Genomic DNA, 14,096 nt, shown 5'->3' on the forward strand with positions numbered 1-14,096 from the left:
GCAACGGATCGCCGAGCGGGACGCCGCGGCGGTGGCGGAGTTCCGGGCGGCCGGCGGCGCGGGTATGCCCGGGCGAACGGAATCGCGCTGGCGCCGCCGCGACCGCCGGTCACCAAGCTGATGCTGGTCGCCACCTCGCCGGCGGAGCTGACCGGGCTGGAGCGGCGGGTGTCCGACATCGACCGTACGGTCGGGCTGGTCCGGTCCGAGCCAACCTACCTGGAGGTGCTGCCGGCCGGGGTCGACAAGGGCAGCGCGCTGCGCCACCTGGCCGATCGCTGCGGCGTACCGCTGGCCCGGGTCGCGGCGATCGGCGACAACCCGAACGACGTACCGCTGCTTCGGGCCGCCGGGCTCGGCGCGGCGGTCGGCGACGGCGACCCGGCCGCGCAGCGCGCCGCGGACGTCGTCGTCGGCCCCTGCGGTACCGCAATCGCCGAGCTGGTTGCGCTGCTGCTCGCCGAGCGGTCGGCCGGTACCGTCGACCCGCCGGTCGACGACGCCACGGCCACCGGCGGTCGGCCGGTCGACAACGCGACGGCCACTGGCGGTCGGCCGGTCAACGGTGCCACGGCCAGCGGCGGACCGGCTCCAGGTCGACCACCACGACGGTGACGTTGTCCGGGCCGCCGCCGGCGAGCGCCAGTTCGATCAGCCGGTCGGCGGCCCGGCGCGGCGACGGTTCGTCCCGCAGCACGTCGGCGATGTCGTCGGCGCTCGCCGCGTCCGACAGCCCGTCGCTGCACAGCAGGTACCGGTCGCCCGGCGTGGCGGGCAGCCGGGCGTGCCAGGCCGGTACCGGCCGGCCGTCGAGCACCCGGGTGACCACCGAGCGGTGCGGGTGGCGCGGGATGTCGGCCGCGGCCAGGTGGCCGCTCTCCACCAGCTGCTGGACGAACGTGTCGTCCCTGGTCAGCTGGGTCAGCTCGGCGTCGCGCAGCCGGTACGCGCGGGAGTCGCCGAGGTGCGCGAGCCGGACCGCGTCCCGCTCCGGCGCCAGCACGGTCAGGGTGGTGGCCATGCCGGCGTGGGCCGGTTCCGCGTCGACGGCGGCGGCGAGCCGGCGGCTGGCGTCGGCGACGAGCGCATCCAACCGTGGCGTACGGGTGTCGGCGGCGCGCACCGCCTCGATCGCGAGCGCGCTCGCCACCTCGCCCGCGGCCTCGCCGCCCACCCCGTCGGCGATCGCGAACAGCCGGCGGCCGGTGTACGCACAGTCTTCGTTGTGGTCGTACACCAGGCCGATGTGGCTCGCGGTCGCGGAACGCGTGGCAGGTCGCACCACCCCACCCTGCCGGCGGCCGCGCCCGGAGTCTGTACGTACTTCTACGTAGTACCGGTCGGCCCGGTGCCGCGGAACCGCTGCAGCAAGGCCTCCAGTACCTGCATCTCGGCGGCCAGGGCCCGCCGGCCGGCCGGGGTGATCACCGCCCAGGTGCGCGGCCGCCGTCCCTCGTACCCCTTGGTGAGCTCGACCAGCCCCTGCTTGGCGAGCACGTCGAGGTGCCGGCCGAGGTTCCCGTCCGTCAGCGCCAGGGTGCGCTTCAGGTAGGGGAAGTCGGCCCGCTCCGCCTCGTCGAGCACGGTGAGCAGGGCGAGCCGGGTCTTCTGGTGCACCGCGTCGTCGAGGTCGAGCGCCGGGTGCGGGCCCGGGTCGGTGCTCATCCGGCGGCGAGCTCTCGTCGCCGGGCCAGCGCGGCACCGCCGATCATGGCCATGCCGAGCAGCCCGTCGCCGAGCCACGCCAGCCACAGCCAGCCGGAGCCGGCGGTGGCGACCGCGAGAATCGCGGCGGTACCGCCGAGCACGCCGGTGACCGCCGCCCAGCGGCCGAGCTGCGCGTCGTGCTGCCACCAGCCGAGCGCGGCGAGCACCGCGGCCGGCCAGACCAGCGGGGCGAACACCCCGACGAACAGCACCGGCAGGAACAGCAGGACGACCAGCAGCAGCGCGATCAGGTACCGCCGGGTGGCATGCCGGTAGGTGCGGCGGCCCTCGCCGACGCCGTCGCGCCGGGCCCGGCGCCGGGCCGCCAACCACAGCGCGCCGAGGCCGACGGCCGTCGTGATCGGCCAGTACGCCAGCAGGGCGAGGTGCCGGCCGCCGGCCGCGAGCTGGCCCGTCAGCGGTCCGTCGAGCACCGGGTAGAGCAGGATGAGCACGCCGAACACCACCAGTGGTGCGGAGGTGGCTCGCTGGTCGGCGCGCACCCGGGCGCGCAGCCGGCCCAGCTCGGGGACGAGCTGGGCCGGGTCGGTGGTGCTCTCCATGGCTGCCCTTCTTCGCGTCGGCTTCTCGGTCTCGCAGATAACTCTGTAGTAGAGAGTACTCGCTGTACGCAAGTCGAGGCGAGACCGAGTACCGCGACCTCTGGGGCGGCCCGGTGGGCCTTCTAGAGTGGACGGGCGGAGGTGGGCCGGTGCTGCCGTTGGTCGGGCGTACGGACGAGATGCGGGCGGTGGCAGCCGCCTGGCGCTCGCTACGCAGCGAACCGACCCGCTGCCGGATCGTGGTGGTCACCGGCGGGATCGGTGTCGGCAAGAGCCGGCTCGCCGCCGAGGCGGTGACCGCGCTGGCGCCGCCGCCGGGCTCGGTGCTCACCGGCCAGGCCCGCGCCCACCGGCCCGCCCCGTACGATCTGACCGCGTCGGCGCTCAGCGGGCGCGCGGCGGGCGAACTCGGCATCTCGGACGATGCGCTCGCCTGGCTGACCCAGCGGGCGGAGCCGGCCACGCGCCGGTTCGCGCCGGAGGCGCTGCTGCGCACCGCGGTCGACGCGATCCGGGCGCTGCACCGCACCGGCCCCGGCGTCCTGGTGGTGGAGGATCTGCACGACCTCGACCCGGCCAGCCTGGAGGTGGTCGGCGAACTGGCCACCGCCCCCGACCTGCCGGTGCTGCTGCTCGTCACCGCCCGCACCTCGCGCGGGCTCGCCGGCCGGGTCCTGGCCCGGCTGTGCGGCACCGACCGCACCACCCGGCTGCACCTCGCGCCGCTGACGGTCCAGCAGGTCGCGGCGGCCCTGCCGGATCCGGCCGGGGCGGATCTCGCCGCCACCGTGTGGCGCCGGACCAGCGGAAACCCGTTCTGGTTGACCGAGCTGGTCGCCGCTGCCGACCTGACCGGCCCGCCCGGTGACCAGCTGATGGCGCTCGCCGCCGACCGGGTGCCGGCCGGTCTGGTCCGGCTCGCGCAGGCGGCGGCGCTGCTCGGCGAGCCGGTGGAGCCGGCGACGCTGGCCCGGTTCGTACCGGCTCACGACGCTCCGGCGGCAGCCGACACCGCCGTCGACCGGCTGGTCGAGAGCGGCGTCCTGCGCTCCGACGCGGACGGCGGGCTGCGGTTCGGGCAGCCGATCCTGGCCGAGTGCCTGGCCGCCGCCGCGCTGCCGTCGCTGCGCTCGGCGGTGGCCGCCGCCCGGGCCGCCGCGGCCGGCTCCGACCCCGACGACGACGCCGCCCGCCGGTGGGCGTCGCTCACCGCGCGGGAGCGCGACGTGGTGCGGCTGCTCGCCGACGGGATGACCAACCGCCAGCTGGCCCGCGCACTGGACATCTCGGTACGGACCGCCACCGTGCACGTGTCCAACGTGCTGCGCAAGACCGGCGCCGTCTCCCGTACCGAGGTGGCCCTGTTCGCCCTGCGGCACGGTGTCCTGGACGCCACCTGAGGCTCGCCGGTACGCGTCGATCGACCGGCCGCCGGCGGGTTGCGGTGGTCGTTCAGGTCGATGTGGCAGGGTTGACCAGATGTCGACGAGGACCGACGAGACGCCGATGCACCGGGCCGCTCGGGTGTCGGACTCGATGCGTGCACTCGCCGAGCGTCGCCTCCGGCAGCGCGGTTGGCGCACGATGATCGTGCCCTACGCCGGCTACGGTGCGCCGGGCTGGGCCCGGGTGATCTGCCGGGTGCTGCTTCGCCCGCCGGACCCCCGCCCGCCGCGGCCCCGCACCAAGCACCGCAAGGTACGCGGCTGGCGCAGCTTCACGTCGGTCCCGGCGCAGGGCGTGCCGGTGACGATCGTGGCGGGTCAGCGGCGGGTCGAGGCGCTCACCGACCGCGGCGGGTTCGTCGACCTGCGGGTCGACGCGGAGCTGACGCCCGGCTGGGACCAGGTGATGCTGGAGAGCGAGGGCACCGCCGCGGTGCCGGCGCCGGTCCGGGTCGTCGACCCGGACGTCCGGTTCGGCATCGTGTCCGACGTGGACGACACGGTGATGGTGACCGCGCTGCCCCGGCCGCTGCTCGCCGCCTGGAACACGTTCGTCCTGGACGAGCACGCGCGCGCCTCGGTGCCCGGGATGGCCGTGCTGTACGAGCGGCTCGCCACCGGCCATCCCGGCGCGCCGGTGTTCTACCTGTCCACCGGCGCCTGGAACGTGGCGCCGACACTGTCCCGATTCCTGTCCCGGCACCTGTTCCCGGCCGGCCCGCTGCTGCTGACCGACTGGGGCCCGACCACCGACTCGTGGTTTCGCAGCGGGCGCGAGCACAAGCGGGACACGCTGCGCCGGCTGACGACGGAGTTCCCGTCGATCCGGTGGCTGCTGATCGGCGACGACGGCCAGCACGACGAGCAGCTGTACGCGGAGTTCGCCGCCGAGTTCGGCGACCACGTGGCGGCGGTGGCGATCCGGCGGCTGTCGCCCACCCAGTCGCTGCTGGCCCGCGGCCTGCCCGCACCGCACGGCGCGCCGCACGGTCAGGACCTGACCTGGCTGTCCGCCCCGGACGGCGCCGGCCTGTCCACCCTGCTGCGCGAGGCCGGCCTGCTCCCCGACTGACCGCAGCAGATCGGGCCCTCGGCCCGGGGTCGCGCGCGCCATCGCCGGCGGGCGGCCGTCCATGCGACCCGGTCGCGCGGGGTGGCAGGCCGTCCGCCGGTCACCTCCGGCGCGGGTTGGTACGGCGAGTCGCCGGTGCGGTGGTCGGGTCCGCCGGCCACGGGTGCCGCGGGTAGCGTCCGCGTAGCTCGGCCCGTACCGCCGGATAGCCGGTTCGCCAGAAGGACGCCAGGTCGCTCGTCACCGCGGTCGGGCGGCCGGCGGGGGACAGCAGGTGCAGCGTCAGCGGTACCCGCCCGGCAGCGATGCGCGGGGTCTCCGCCGCGCCGAACATCTCCTGTACCTTCACCGCGAGTACCGGCGCGGCCGGATCGGTGTAGTCGACCCGGATCGCCGAGCCGCTGGGCACCGCGACCCGCTCCGGCGCGAGCCGGTCCAGCTCGGCGGTCTGGCGCCAGTCGAGCAGCCGGCGCAGCGCGGCACCGGCGTCGACGCGGGCCAGGTCGGCCCGGCGGCGGGCCCGAGCCAGTTCGGGACCCAGCCACCGGTCCGGGTCGGCGACCAGCCCGGCGTCCGAGACGTCCGGCCACGGCGCGCCGAACACGGTGCGGCAGAAGGCGATCCGGTCCCGCAGCGCGGTGCCTCCCGGGCCGAACCGGAGCAGTTGCGGTCCCTCTGCGCGCAGGCCGGCGAGCAGCGCGTCGTGCACGGCGGTGGGGTCCGGGTGCCGGATCGGCCGGACCGACAGCGGGATGGCGCCGAGCCGCTCGGTCCGTTCGGCGCGCACATCGCCGTCGTACCAGCCGATCCGCTGTTCGGTGTGTCGCAGCGCGGCGCCGATCTCGGCGGCGGTGTCCGCGTCGATCGCCGCGGCGAGGCGGATCCGGGCGGCGGCCCGGCCGACCGGGCGGTCCGCGACGGCGATCGCCAGCCACTCGGCGCCGTGCAGTCCCGAGCCCGGCGACAGCTGCGCCTCGGTACCGCCGGCCATCAGGTAGCTGCCCGTCTCGCCGTCTCGTCGCCGGGCGATCCGTTCCGGGAACGCCAGTGCCGCAACGACTCCGGCCGCGGCCTCGGCGCTGACGCCGGTGTCCGGGTGGCGCGGCGCGGCCCGCTGCAACCGGTGCGCCTCGGCCCGCCAGCCGGACGCGCGCCGGTCCCGCTCGACCGCTCGGCGGGCGGCGGCCAGGTCGTCGCCTCCGGCGCTGTCCGGCTCGGCCAGCAGCGCCACCAGCTCCGCGGTACGCCGGCTGCCCAGTCGCGGCGCGCCGTCGAGCAGCGCCCGGGCCAGCCGCGGGTGGGTACCGGCGGCGGCGAGCGCACGGCCCCGGTCGGTCACCCGGCCCTGCGGGTCGACGGCGCCGAGCGCGAGGAGCGTCTCGGTGGCCACCGCCATCGCACCGGCCGGTGGCGGCTCGGGCAGCGCCAGGCCGGTCCCGTCCGGCCGCCCCCAGCAGGCCAGGTCCAGCGCGAACGAGGTGAGATCGGCGACCGCGATCTCCGGCTCCGGCCGGGCCGGCAGCCGCTCGTGCTGCGCCGCCGACCAGCACCGGTAGACGGTACCCGGGCCCTGGCGCCCGGCCCGGCCCGCCCGCTGCTCGGCGGCGGCGCGAGACACCGGTACGGTCGCGAGCGAGCCGAGGCCGCGGGCCAGGTCCACCCGGGGCACCCGGGCCAGGCCGGCGTCGACGACGACCCGTACCCCCGGGACGGTCAGGCTGCTCTCGGCGACCGAGGTGGTGAGCACCACGCGACGGTGGCCGGAACCACCCCGCAGCACCGCATCCTGGGCCGCCGCCGGGAGCCGCCCGTGCAGCTCCGCCACCTCGGCATCCACAGTGGACAGTGCGGAGTGGACGGTGCGGATCTCACCGGTACCGGGCAGGAACACCAGCACGTCGCCGGTGGTCTCGGCCAGCGCCCGGCGCACCGTGGCCGCCACGTGCGAGAGCAGGGCCGGATCGACCCGCAGCCCGAGCGGCGGCCGGACCGGTGCCGGCGGCGGGCACCATACCGGGGTCACCGGATGCAGCGCCGCCGACGCGGTCACCACCGGTGCGGACAGCGCCGAGCGCAGCGCCGGTACGTCCGCGGTGGCCGAGGTGGCGAGCAGCCACAGATCCTCGCGCAGCACGGCCCGCACGTCGGTGGTGAACGCCAGCGCCAGGTCCGAATCGACGGCCCGTTCGTGGCACTCGTCCAGGATCACCGCGGCGACGCCGGGCAGCTCCTCGTCGCGCAGCAGCCGGCGTACCAGCAGGCCGGTGGTGACCACCTCGACCCGGGTCCGAGCCGAGACCCGGCGCTCGCCGCGCACCGCGTACCCGATCCGATCGCCGACCGGCTCGCCCAGCAGGTCGGCCATCCGCCGGGCCGCGGCCCGGGTCGCCACCCGGCGCGGTTCGGCCACCACGACCCGACCCTCGAGAGCGTCCGCCAGCGCCAGCGGCGCCAGCGTGGTCTTGCCGGTGCCGGGCGGCGCCACCAGCACCGCGCTCCCGGCCGCTCGCAGCGTGTCGGTCAGCTCGCGAAGCACCGACCGGATCGGCAGGTCGGGCTCGGCGGGCAGCATCCGGCCAGTCTGCCGCACCGCCCGCCGGACAGGCGGGGTCGGGGGCCGGCGCGAGGTTTGCCCCCGGCGCTCTCGGGAACCATCAAGGTATGACGCGGCCACGGGGCGATCTGCCGTTCGGGCCGCCGGCACACAGTGCCTTGAACCTGCGCCTGGCGTTGGCGCTGTTCGGGTTCGTCGTCGCCGGTGGCGCGGCGGTCGCCGCCTTCGTACTGGGCCGGGTACTGCCCGGCGTGGTCCTCGCCGCCGTCGCGGTCGTTGCCCTCGGCAACGCCGCCTGGGTGCAGTACCGGCGCCGCCAGCGCCGCCGCGCCGAGCACGGCAAGCGCCACTCGCTGTTCGAGTAACCGAGCCTGGCGCGATCAGGCCAGCGGCACGTGCGCGCCGAGCGCGTTCACCGCGGCGCCGATCCGGTCGTACTCGCGCTGGTAGACCGAGCGTCGCGCGGCCGGCGGGTGACCGGCCAGCGCGGTGGACAGGGTGACCAGCCGGATCTTCGGGGAGATGTCCACCCAGGTCGGCACCGCGTCGACGTGGCTGACCCGCCAGTGACCGTCGGCCGACTCGGTGAACGTCAGCCGCGGCATCACACCCTCCCGGCTGGCCGCGATCGGGTCCTCGTGCCGGGCGATCTCGTTGCCCATCCCGTACACGACCCACTTGCCGCCGATGCGCTGGAACGGTTGCACCACATGGGCGTGGCAGCCGAGGATCGCGTCCACGTCGGGCGAGGCGAGCAGGGTACGGGCCTGGGCGCGCTGCTCGTCGGTCGGCTGCTGCCGGTACTCGGTGCCCCAGTGCAGCGACAGCAGCACGATGTCGGCGCCGGCGGCCCGGGCGGCGTGCGCGGCGGTCAGGATCCGGTGCACGTCGGTGATGTTCACCAACCACGGCTGTCCGGCCGGTAGCGACAGGCCGGTGTTGAGCCCGAACGTGTACGACAGGTCCGCGATGCGCACCCCGGGCACGTCGATCAGGTCGGTGCGGGCGGCCTCCCGGGCGCTGCGTGCGGTACCGGCGTGGTGCAGGTGCGCGGCGTCCAGTGCGGCGAGCGTGTCGCGCACGCCCGCGCTGCCCTGGTCGTACGAGTGGTTCGAGGCGGTGGAGCAGTCGTCGAACCCGGTGGCCCGTACCGCGTCGAGCACCTGCGGCGGGGCGGCGAACCGGGGCCAGCCCCGCGGCGCGGCGCCGGGGCCGGCGAGCGGCGTCTCCAGGTGGCAGATCGCGAGATCCGCCCCGGACACGGCCGGGCGTACCCCGGCGAAGATGTCGCGGAAGTCCATCCGGCCGTGCCCGTCGGCGCGGGCCTGCTGCCACACCGGCGGGTGGACCAGCACGTCACCGGCGCCGAGCACGGTGACCTGGCGCGGGCCGGAGGGAGAGGGCTGCGCGGCGGAGCGTGCCGGTGAGGAGGCGGCGGGGGAGACCGTCCGCGGCCCGTCCGCCGCGCAACCCGCGGCGGCGATGACCACCACCGCCGCCGCAGCAGCGACGATCGTGCAGCTGCGCTGCCAGGTCCGGCGCGCCCGGCTGGCCCCGGTCGGGACCGCACCCCGCAGGGCGGCAGTCCAGGCGCGTCGCGACATCGGCCAACCGTACCGACACCATTGCCGCGCCGCGGCGATTCGGTGATTTTCCCCGCAGCCGGATCCTGGGAAGCACGTCCACCCCGCGCGGCACCCTGGGTAGGGTCGCCGCAGACATCGACGTCTGGAGCGCAACGAGGCAGGCTCACCGAGCCCGCCCCGACACCGACCGCAGGCAGGACGACTCGGCGTCGACGGGGGTCGCGGCACCTCCGGCCACGCCGGCGAAAGGCGCGACGAGATGAGCGAGCAAGCCAACATCGGGGTGACCGGCCTGGCCGTGATGGGGCGAAACCTGGCCCGCAACCTGGCCCGGCACGGACACACGGTGGCCCTGCACAACCGGCACCAGCAACGCACCGACGACCTGGTGTCGCAGTTCGGCGACGAGGGGACCTTCGTCCCGACCGGCTCGGCGGCGGAGTTCGTCGCCGCGCTGGAGCGGCCGCGCAAGCTGATCGTGATGGTCAAGGCGGGTGGGCCGACCGACGCGGTCATCGACGAGTTCACCCCGCTGCTGGACGAGGGCGACATGATCGTCGACGGCGGCAACGCGCACTTCGCCGACACCCGGCGCCGGGAGAAGGCGCTGCGCGAGCAGGGCCTGCACTTCGTCGGTACCGGCGTGTCCGGCGGGGAGGAGGGTGCGCTGCACGGCCCGAGCATCATGCCCGGCGGATCGAAGCAGGCGTACGCGTCGCTCGGGCCGATCCTGACCGACATCGCCGCCGACGTGGACGGCACCCCGTGCTGCACGCACATCGGACCGGACGGCGCCGGCCACTTCGTCAAGATGGTGCACAACGGCATCGAGTACGCCGACATGCAGCTGATCGCCGAGGCCTACGACCTGCTGCGGCACGCGCTCGGGCTGGAACCGGCGCAGATCGCGGACATCTTCCGCGACTGGAACACCGGCCGGCTCGACTCGTACCTGATCGAGATCACCGCGCAGGTGCTCGGGCACGTCGACGCGGCGACCGGCAAGCCGTTCGTCGACGTGGTGGTCGACCAGGCGGAGCAGAAGGGTACCGGCCGCTGGACCGTGCAGACCGCGCTGGAGCTGGGCGTGCCGACCACCGGCATCGCCGAGGCGGTGTTCGCCCGGTCGCTGTCCGGCGGTGCGGCGCTGCGCGAGGCGGCCCGCGGGCTGCCCGGCCCGGTCCGCGCGCCGATCACCGGCGCCGCCGCCGAGACGCTGGCCGCCGACATCGAGCAGGCGCTGTACGCCTCCAAGGTGGTCGCGTACGCGCAGGGCTTCAACGAGATCCAGGCCGGCGCGGCGGAGTACGACTGGCCGATCGACCTGGGCGCGGTGGCCACCATCTGGCGTGGCGGCTGCATCATCCGGGCCGCGTTCCTGGACGATATCCGCGCCGCGTACGCGAAGGACCCGGCGCTGCCGACGCTGCTGACCGACGGCGGCTTCGCCGAGGCGGTACGCGACGCGCAGGACTCCTGGCGGTCCGTGGTCGCCGCCGCGGCCCGGCTCGGCATCCCGGCGCCCGGTTTCTCCTCCGCCCTGTCGTACTACGACGCTCTGCGGGCGCAGCGGCTGCCCGCCGCGCTGGTGCAGGGCCAGCGGGACTACTTTGGGGCGCATACCTACCAGCGGGTCGACCGCCCGGGCACCTTCCATACCGAGTGGGCCACCCGCGACGCAGCGGAACACGAGGTGTAGCAGTTGAGCTACGACGCAATCCAGGCGGAGACCGTCACCATCGGCGGTGACGGCGGTGACCGGATCGAGGCGTACCAGGCGCGCCCGCTCGGCCCCGGCCCGTTCGGCGCCGTGGTGGTGATCCACCACCTGCCCGGGTACGACCGGGAGACCAAGGAGACGGTGCGCCGGTTCGCCACCGAGGGCTACCTCGCGGTCTGCCCGAACCTGTACTCGCGGCAGGGCGCCGGGCTGTCCCACGAGGAGGCGGCGAAGCTGGTCCGCGAGGACGGCGGGATCTCCGACGAGCAGCTGATCGGCGATGTCGCCGGCGCCGCCGCGTACCTGCGCGAGCAGACCAGCAGCAACGGCAAGGTCGGGTGCATCGGGTTCTGCTCCGGCGGCCGGCAGGCATTCCTTGCCGCGGCCAACGTCGACCTGGACGCCGCGGTGGACTGCTACGGCGCGTTCGTGGTCGGCAACCCGCCGGAGGGGTCCCCGTTGCGCGCCACCGAGATCCTCGACCAGGCGCCGAACCTGCGCTGCCCGCTGCTGGGCCTGTTCGGCAACGACGACCAGTATCCGTCCCCCGACCAGGTGGCGACCCTGGAGAAGGAGCTGGCCAGGCTCGGCAAACCGCACGAGTTCCACTCGTACGACGGGGCCGGCCACGCGTTCTTCTCCGTCGACGGCCCCCGGTACCGGCCGGAGGCGGCGGTGGACGGGTGGTCGAAGATCCTCGACTTCTACGGCCGCCACCTGAGCTGACGACGGCGGCGGGGGTCACCTCGGGGGCGGCGGGGGTCACCTCGGGGTGGTCCCCGCCGCACCGTCTCCGGTGCGGGCGGCGCACCTGGCTCAGAGGCCGAACAACGTGCGCACGATGTCGACGTAGAAGTTGCCCTCGATGTGCCGGAAGATCGCGAACGGCTCGCCCGGGCTGCCCACGAACGGCCGCAGCGTCCACGCCAGTTGGGTGCCGACGAAGCCGAACACCACGATCCAGACGTACAGCAGCGCCATGCTCGCCTGCCGCTCCGGCGCCGGTGGTACCGGTCGCGCCGGGGCGGCGCCGTTGGCCGGTGTCGGGGCGCCGGCGGCCGGCAACGCCACGGGCTCCCCGTGGTTCCCGGCGCCGGCCATCGCCGGGACCGGTTGCACCGCAACGGGTTGCCCGGCGGGCACGGACACGGCCGGTACCCCCACCGGCTGGTTCATCGACCGCATGCCGCCGACGAGGAACTTCAGCCCCACGAACGCGGTGAGCGTCATGATCGCGACGTTGAGCAGCTTGTAGAAGGAGTAGTGCGGCGCGGTCACCAGGAAGAACAGGCTGATCGGCGCGAACGCCAGGCACAGCGTGGACATCACCGTGACCGCGACCGAGACCAGCGCCACCGCCTGCCGGATCGACAGCCGGGCCCCGAAGACCAGGTTGAACAGGTACAGCGTCGGCAGGCAGATCACCAGCGTCACGAGCAGCAGGATCGGCAGCTTCACCGCGGAGGCGACCGCCTGCAGCGCCCCGTTGGAGGCGCCGAGCACCGCGCCGTACAGGGCGAGGGAGATGGCCGCGGAGGCCAACAGCTGCCCGATCAGCGGGCCGAGGTCGCGGTCGTCCCGGATCTGCTCCCAGACTCCGGACCGGTCTCGCAGGATGCGCTCGATCACGAGCAGGCTCTGTGCGGATGCCATGGCAGGCTCCTTGCTGCGACGACGTCGAAGTCGCTACACCCTAAAGGACGCAGACAACGTCAGTCGGTCCGGTCCCGGTCGCCACCGGTCAATCGCCGCAGTTCGCTCGCGGTGAGGCCGGCCCGGTCCAGCTCGTCGGACAGCGCGGCGAGCGACGGCGCCGACCCGGACGGCGCGGGCCCGGTGGACGCCAGCCGTTCCAACCGGCGTACCTCGTCGGCGAGGGCGGCATGCCTGGCCGGATCGGCGCCGCAGTCGGCGGCGGTGGTCACCACCGCCCACTCGATCCGGCGCAGCGACGCCTCGTCGAGGGTCTCCGAACCGGCGCGGATCGCGTCGATCGTCTGCTGCGCGGCGAGCAGCAGCGCCGCCGCCGCCGGGTCGGCGGCGGTCAGCGCGGCGAGTCGGCGGCGGCCGAACAGGACGCCGGCGGACTCGGCCGCGCGCTCGCGGCGCAGGCTGACCGCGCCGCGCACCGCGACCAGCCCGGCGACCAGCGCGACGAGCAGCCCGCCGTCGCCGGCCACCGCGCCGAACAGCGGCGACGCGCCGTTCGGCCGGGCGCCGGACAGCAGGATGGCGAGCCCGCCGATCCCGAACAGCACGGCGACGATCGCGGTCAGCAGCACCGTGGCGGGCTCCGTACCGGCGGCGAGAAGTCGGCGCCGCACCGGGTCGGGCACCTGGGGTGCACAGACCGCTCGTGGCCGCCCGGTCACGAGCGTCGCCCCGCGTCGACCCGGGCCGGCGGATGGTCCCGCTGTCTCATGTGCCCTGTCGTACCACAGCGGTTCGCTCCCGGCGGGCCCGCCGGGAGCGATGCGGGCGTGCTCGTCGGCGTGGCGGATCGTGGGGCCCACCTGAGGCGAAGAAATTGCCTGACTGGAAAAGTTGCTTGTCGCGCAAAAATCTGTATGGTGGGTGCATGGCAGCCGACCCGAGCGGCCTGCGGGCTCGCAAGAAGGAACAGACGCGCATCGCGCTGAGCTGGGCCACGATCCGGCTCGCCGTCGATCGCGGCCTGGCCAACGTCCGGGTGGAGGACATCGCCGCCGAGGTCGGCGTGTCGCCACGCACGTTCAACAACTACTTCGCCAGCAAGGGCGAGGCGATCGCCGACCGGGAACTGGAACGGTTCCGGCAGTTCGCCGACGCACTGCGCGGGCGCCCGGCCGACGAGCCACTGTGGCCGGCGATCACCGCCGCCGTGCGCGAGCGGTACGCGCTGACCGGTGAGGCCGGCGCCGACGAGGAGGCCGACGAGACCGCCCGGCAGCGGTGGGTCGAGGGGGTGCGGCTGATGATCGCCGAGCCGGCCGTGCAGCGCGACCTGGCCGCCGCGTCCGCCGCCGCGGAGCAGCAACTCGCCGCGGCCGTCGCCGCCCGCACCGGTACCGACCCGGACCGCGACATGTTCCCGCGACTGGTCGCCGGCACGGTCGGGGTCGTGCTCGGCACCGCTCGGCAGCAGTGGCTGCGCGACCAGTCGGTGCCGATCGCCGACCTGATCGCCGACGCGCTGGCGCAGGTCGCCAACGGCCTCGGTTCCCCCTGACCAACCCGGGCGCTCGCGCCGAACCGGGCGGGCCCGCTCGTGCCGACCCGGGCGCAGCGGCCGACCCGCCGCCCGACCGACCCGCCGCCCGACCGACCTCGAACCCACCGACCTCGAACCCACCGACCGACCCCGACATCGACCCGCTCGACGCCCGCCCACCGGGCCGCGCATCGACCGTGCCGCAACACATCCATGCCACTCGTGGCCCGCCCGGGCCGCGCGCTCGATCCTGCTCGGA

The 14,096-nt window shown here is 75.2% G+C and carries 14 protein-coding genes; 7 read left to right on the plus strand and 7 right to left on the minus strand.

What is annotated here, in order from left to right; all coding sequences use genetic code 11:
- The first annotated feature begins 117 nt into the window (after positions 1–117).
- Positions 118–615, plus strand: a complete 498-nt coding sequence (locus tag Asera_RS20220; RefSeq protein WP_280529766.1) for an HAD family hydrolase — start codon at positions 118–120, stop codon at positions 613–615.
- On the opposite strand, the gene Asera_RS20225 is transcribed toward Asera_RS20220, so the two are convergent.
- The 3 genes from Asera_RS20225 to Asera_RS20235 are packed head-to-tail and all read right to left on the minus strand — an operon-like array spanning position 560 to position 2,270.
- Positions 560–1,282 carry a PP2C family protein-serine/threonine phosphatase gene (locus Asera_RS20225; protein WP_030444653.1) on the minus strand — a complete coding sequence of 241 codons (723 nt, stop codon included), beginning with the start codon at positions 1,280–1,282 and terminating at the stop codon, positions 560–562. The two genes, Asera_RS20220 and Asera_RS20225, sit on opposite strands and share 56 nt — an antisense overlap.
- A gap of 44 nt (positions 1,283–1,326) precedes the next feature.
- Positions 1,327–1,665 (minus strand): transcriptional regulator, encoded by a 339-nt coding sequence (locus Asera_RS20230; RefSeq protein ID WP_030444652.1) that lies wholly within the window; start codon positions 1,663–1,665, stop codon positions 1,327–1,329.
- On the minus strand, positions 1,662–2,270 hold the full coding sequence (locus Asera_RS20235; RefSeq protein ID WP_030444651.1) for a hypothetical protein: 609 nt from the start codon (positions 2,268–2,270) through the stop codon (positions 1,662–1,664). The genes Asera_RS20230 and Asera_RS20235 overlap by 4 nt, the downstream gene beginning before the upstream one ends.
- A 149-nt stretch (positions 2,271–2,419) precedes the next feature.
- Between Asera_RS20235 and Asera_RS20240 the strand changes: the two genes are divergently transcribed.
- Positions 2,420–3,670, plus strand: coding sequence for a helix-turn-helix transcriptional regulator (locus tag Asera_RS20240; protein WP_051801707.1), 1,251 nt, complete (start codon positions 2,420–2,422; stop codon positions 3,668–3,670).
- A 79-nt stretch (positions 3,671–3,749) separates the two neighbouring features.
- Positions 3,750–4,787 carry an App1 family protein phosphatidate phosphatase gene (locus tag Asera_RS20245; RefSeq protein ID WP_035295402.1) on the plus strand — a complete coding sequence of 346 codons (1,038 nt, stop codon included), beginning with the start codon at positions 3,750–3,752 and terminating at the stop codon, positions 4,785–4,787.
- 100 nt (positions 4,788–4,887) lie between these two features.
- Here Asera_RS20245 and hrpB read toward each other — a convergent pair whose 3' ends face one another.
- Complete coding sequence (hrpB, locus tag Asera_RS20250; protein WP_030444648.1) at positions 4,888–7,359, minus strand: ATP-dependent helicase HrpB; 2,472 nt, start codon at positions 7,357–7,359, stop codon at positions 4,888–4,890.
- A gap of 89 nt (positions 7,360–7,448) precedes the next feature.
- Here hrpB and Asera_RS20255 point away from each other — a divergent pair, with 89 nt between their 5' ends.
- Positions 7,449–7,706: a hypothetical protein gene (locus Asera_RS20255; RefSeq protein WP_051801706.1), complete on the plus strand. Its 258-nt coding sequence runs from the start codon at positions 7,449–7,451 to the stop codon at positions 7,704–7,706.
- A 15-nt stretch (positions 7,707–7,721) separates the two neighbouring features.
- Here the strand turns inward: Asera_RS20255 and Asera_RS20260 are convergent, their stop codons facing one another.
- Positions 7,722–8,945, minus strand: a complete 1,224-nt coding sequence (locus Asera_RS20260) for a CapA family protein (protein ID WP_084130935.1) — start codon at positions 8,943–8,945, stop codon at positions 7,722–7,724.
- Positions 8,946–9,186: 241 nt separating this feature from the next.
- Between Asera_RS20260 and gndA the strand changes: the two genes are divergently transcribed.
- On the plus strand, positions 9,187–10,626 hold the full coding sequence (gene gndA, locus Asera_RS20265; protein ID WP_030444645.1) for an NADP-dependent phosphogluconate dehydrogenase: 1,440 nt from the start codon (positions 9,187–9,189) through the stop codon (positions 10,624–10,626).
- A 3-nt stretch (positions 10,627–10,629) separates the two neighbouring features.
- Positions 10,630–11,373, plus strand: a complete 744-nt coding sequence (locus Asera_RS20270; protein ID WP_030444644.1) for a dienelactone hydrolase family protein — start codon at positions 10,630–10,632, stop codon at positions 11,371–11,373.
- Between the two features lie 90 nt (positions 11,374–11,463).
- On the opposite strand, the gene Asera_RS20275 is transcribed toward Asera_RS20270, so the two are convergent.
- Positions 11,464–12,300 (minus strand): hypothetical protein, encoded by an 837-nt coding sequence (locus tag Asera_RS20275; RefSeq protein WP_030444643.1) that lies wholly within the window; start codon positions 12,298–12,300, stop codon positions 11,464–11,466.
- 59 nt (positions 12,301–12,359) lie between these two features.
- Positions 12,360–12,971: a hypothetical protein gene (locus Asera_RS20280; RefSeq protein ID WP_157034629.1), complete on the minus strand. Its 612-nt coding sequence runs from the start codon at positions 12,969–12,971 to the stop codon at positions 12,360–12,362.
- A gap of 254 nt (positions 12,972–13,225) precedes the next feature.
- Between Asera_RS20280 and Asera_RS20285 the strand changes: the two genes are divergently transcribed.
- Entirely contained in the window at positions 13,226–13,855 is a 630-nt protein-coding gene (locus Asera_RS20285) for a TetR/AcrR family transcriptional regulator (protein ID WP_030444641.1), read from the plus strand.
- Positions 13,856–14,096 lie beyond the last annotated feature (241 nt).

The organism is Actinocatenispora sera, assembly GCF_018324685.1.
GTDB classification, from domain to species: Bacteria; Actinomycetota; Actinomycetes; order Mycobacteriales; family Micromonosporaceae; genus Actinocatenispora; species Actinocatenispora sera.

Coding starts and splice junctions, on each gene's coding strand:
- Asera_RS20230 (WP_030444652.1), bottom strand. CDS start 1,665: ATGAGCACCGACCCGGGCCCGCACCCGGCGCTCGACCTCGACGACGCG.
- Asera_RS20235 (WP_030444651.1), bottom strand. CDS start 2,270: ATGGAGAGCACCACCGACCCGGCCCAGCTCGTCCCCGAGCTGGGCCGG.
- Asera_RS20245 (WP_035295402.1), top strand. CDS start 3,750: ATGTCGACGAGGACCGACGAGACGCCGATGCACCGGGCCGCTCGGGTG.
- hrpB (WP_030444648.1), bottom strand. CDS start 7,359: ATGCTGCCCGCCGAGCCCGACCTGCCGATCCGGTCGGTGCTTCGCGAG.
- Asera_RS20255 (WP_051801706.1), top strand. CDS start 7,449: ATGACGCGGCCACGGGGCGATCTGCCGTTCGGGCCGCCGGCACACAGT.
- Asera_RS20260 (WP_084130935.1), bottom strand. CDS start 8,945: ATGTCGCGACGCGCCTGGACTGCCGCCCTGCGGGGTGCGGTCCCGACC.
- gndA (WP_030444645.1), top strand. CDS start 9,187: ATGAGCGAGCAAGCCAACATCGGGGTGACCGGCCTGGCCGTGATGGGG.
- Asera_RS20275 (WP_030444643.1), bottom strand. CDS start 12,300: ATGGCATCCGCACAGAGCCTGCTCGTGATCGAGCGCATCCTGCGAGAC.
- Asera_RS20285 (WP_030444641.1), top strand. CDS start 13,226: ATGGCAGCCGACCCGAGCGGCCTGCGGGCTCGCAAGAAGGAACAGACG.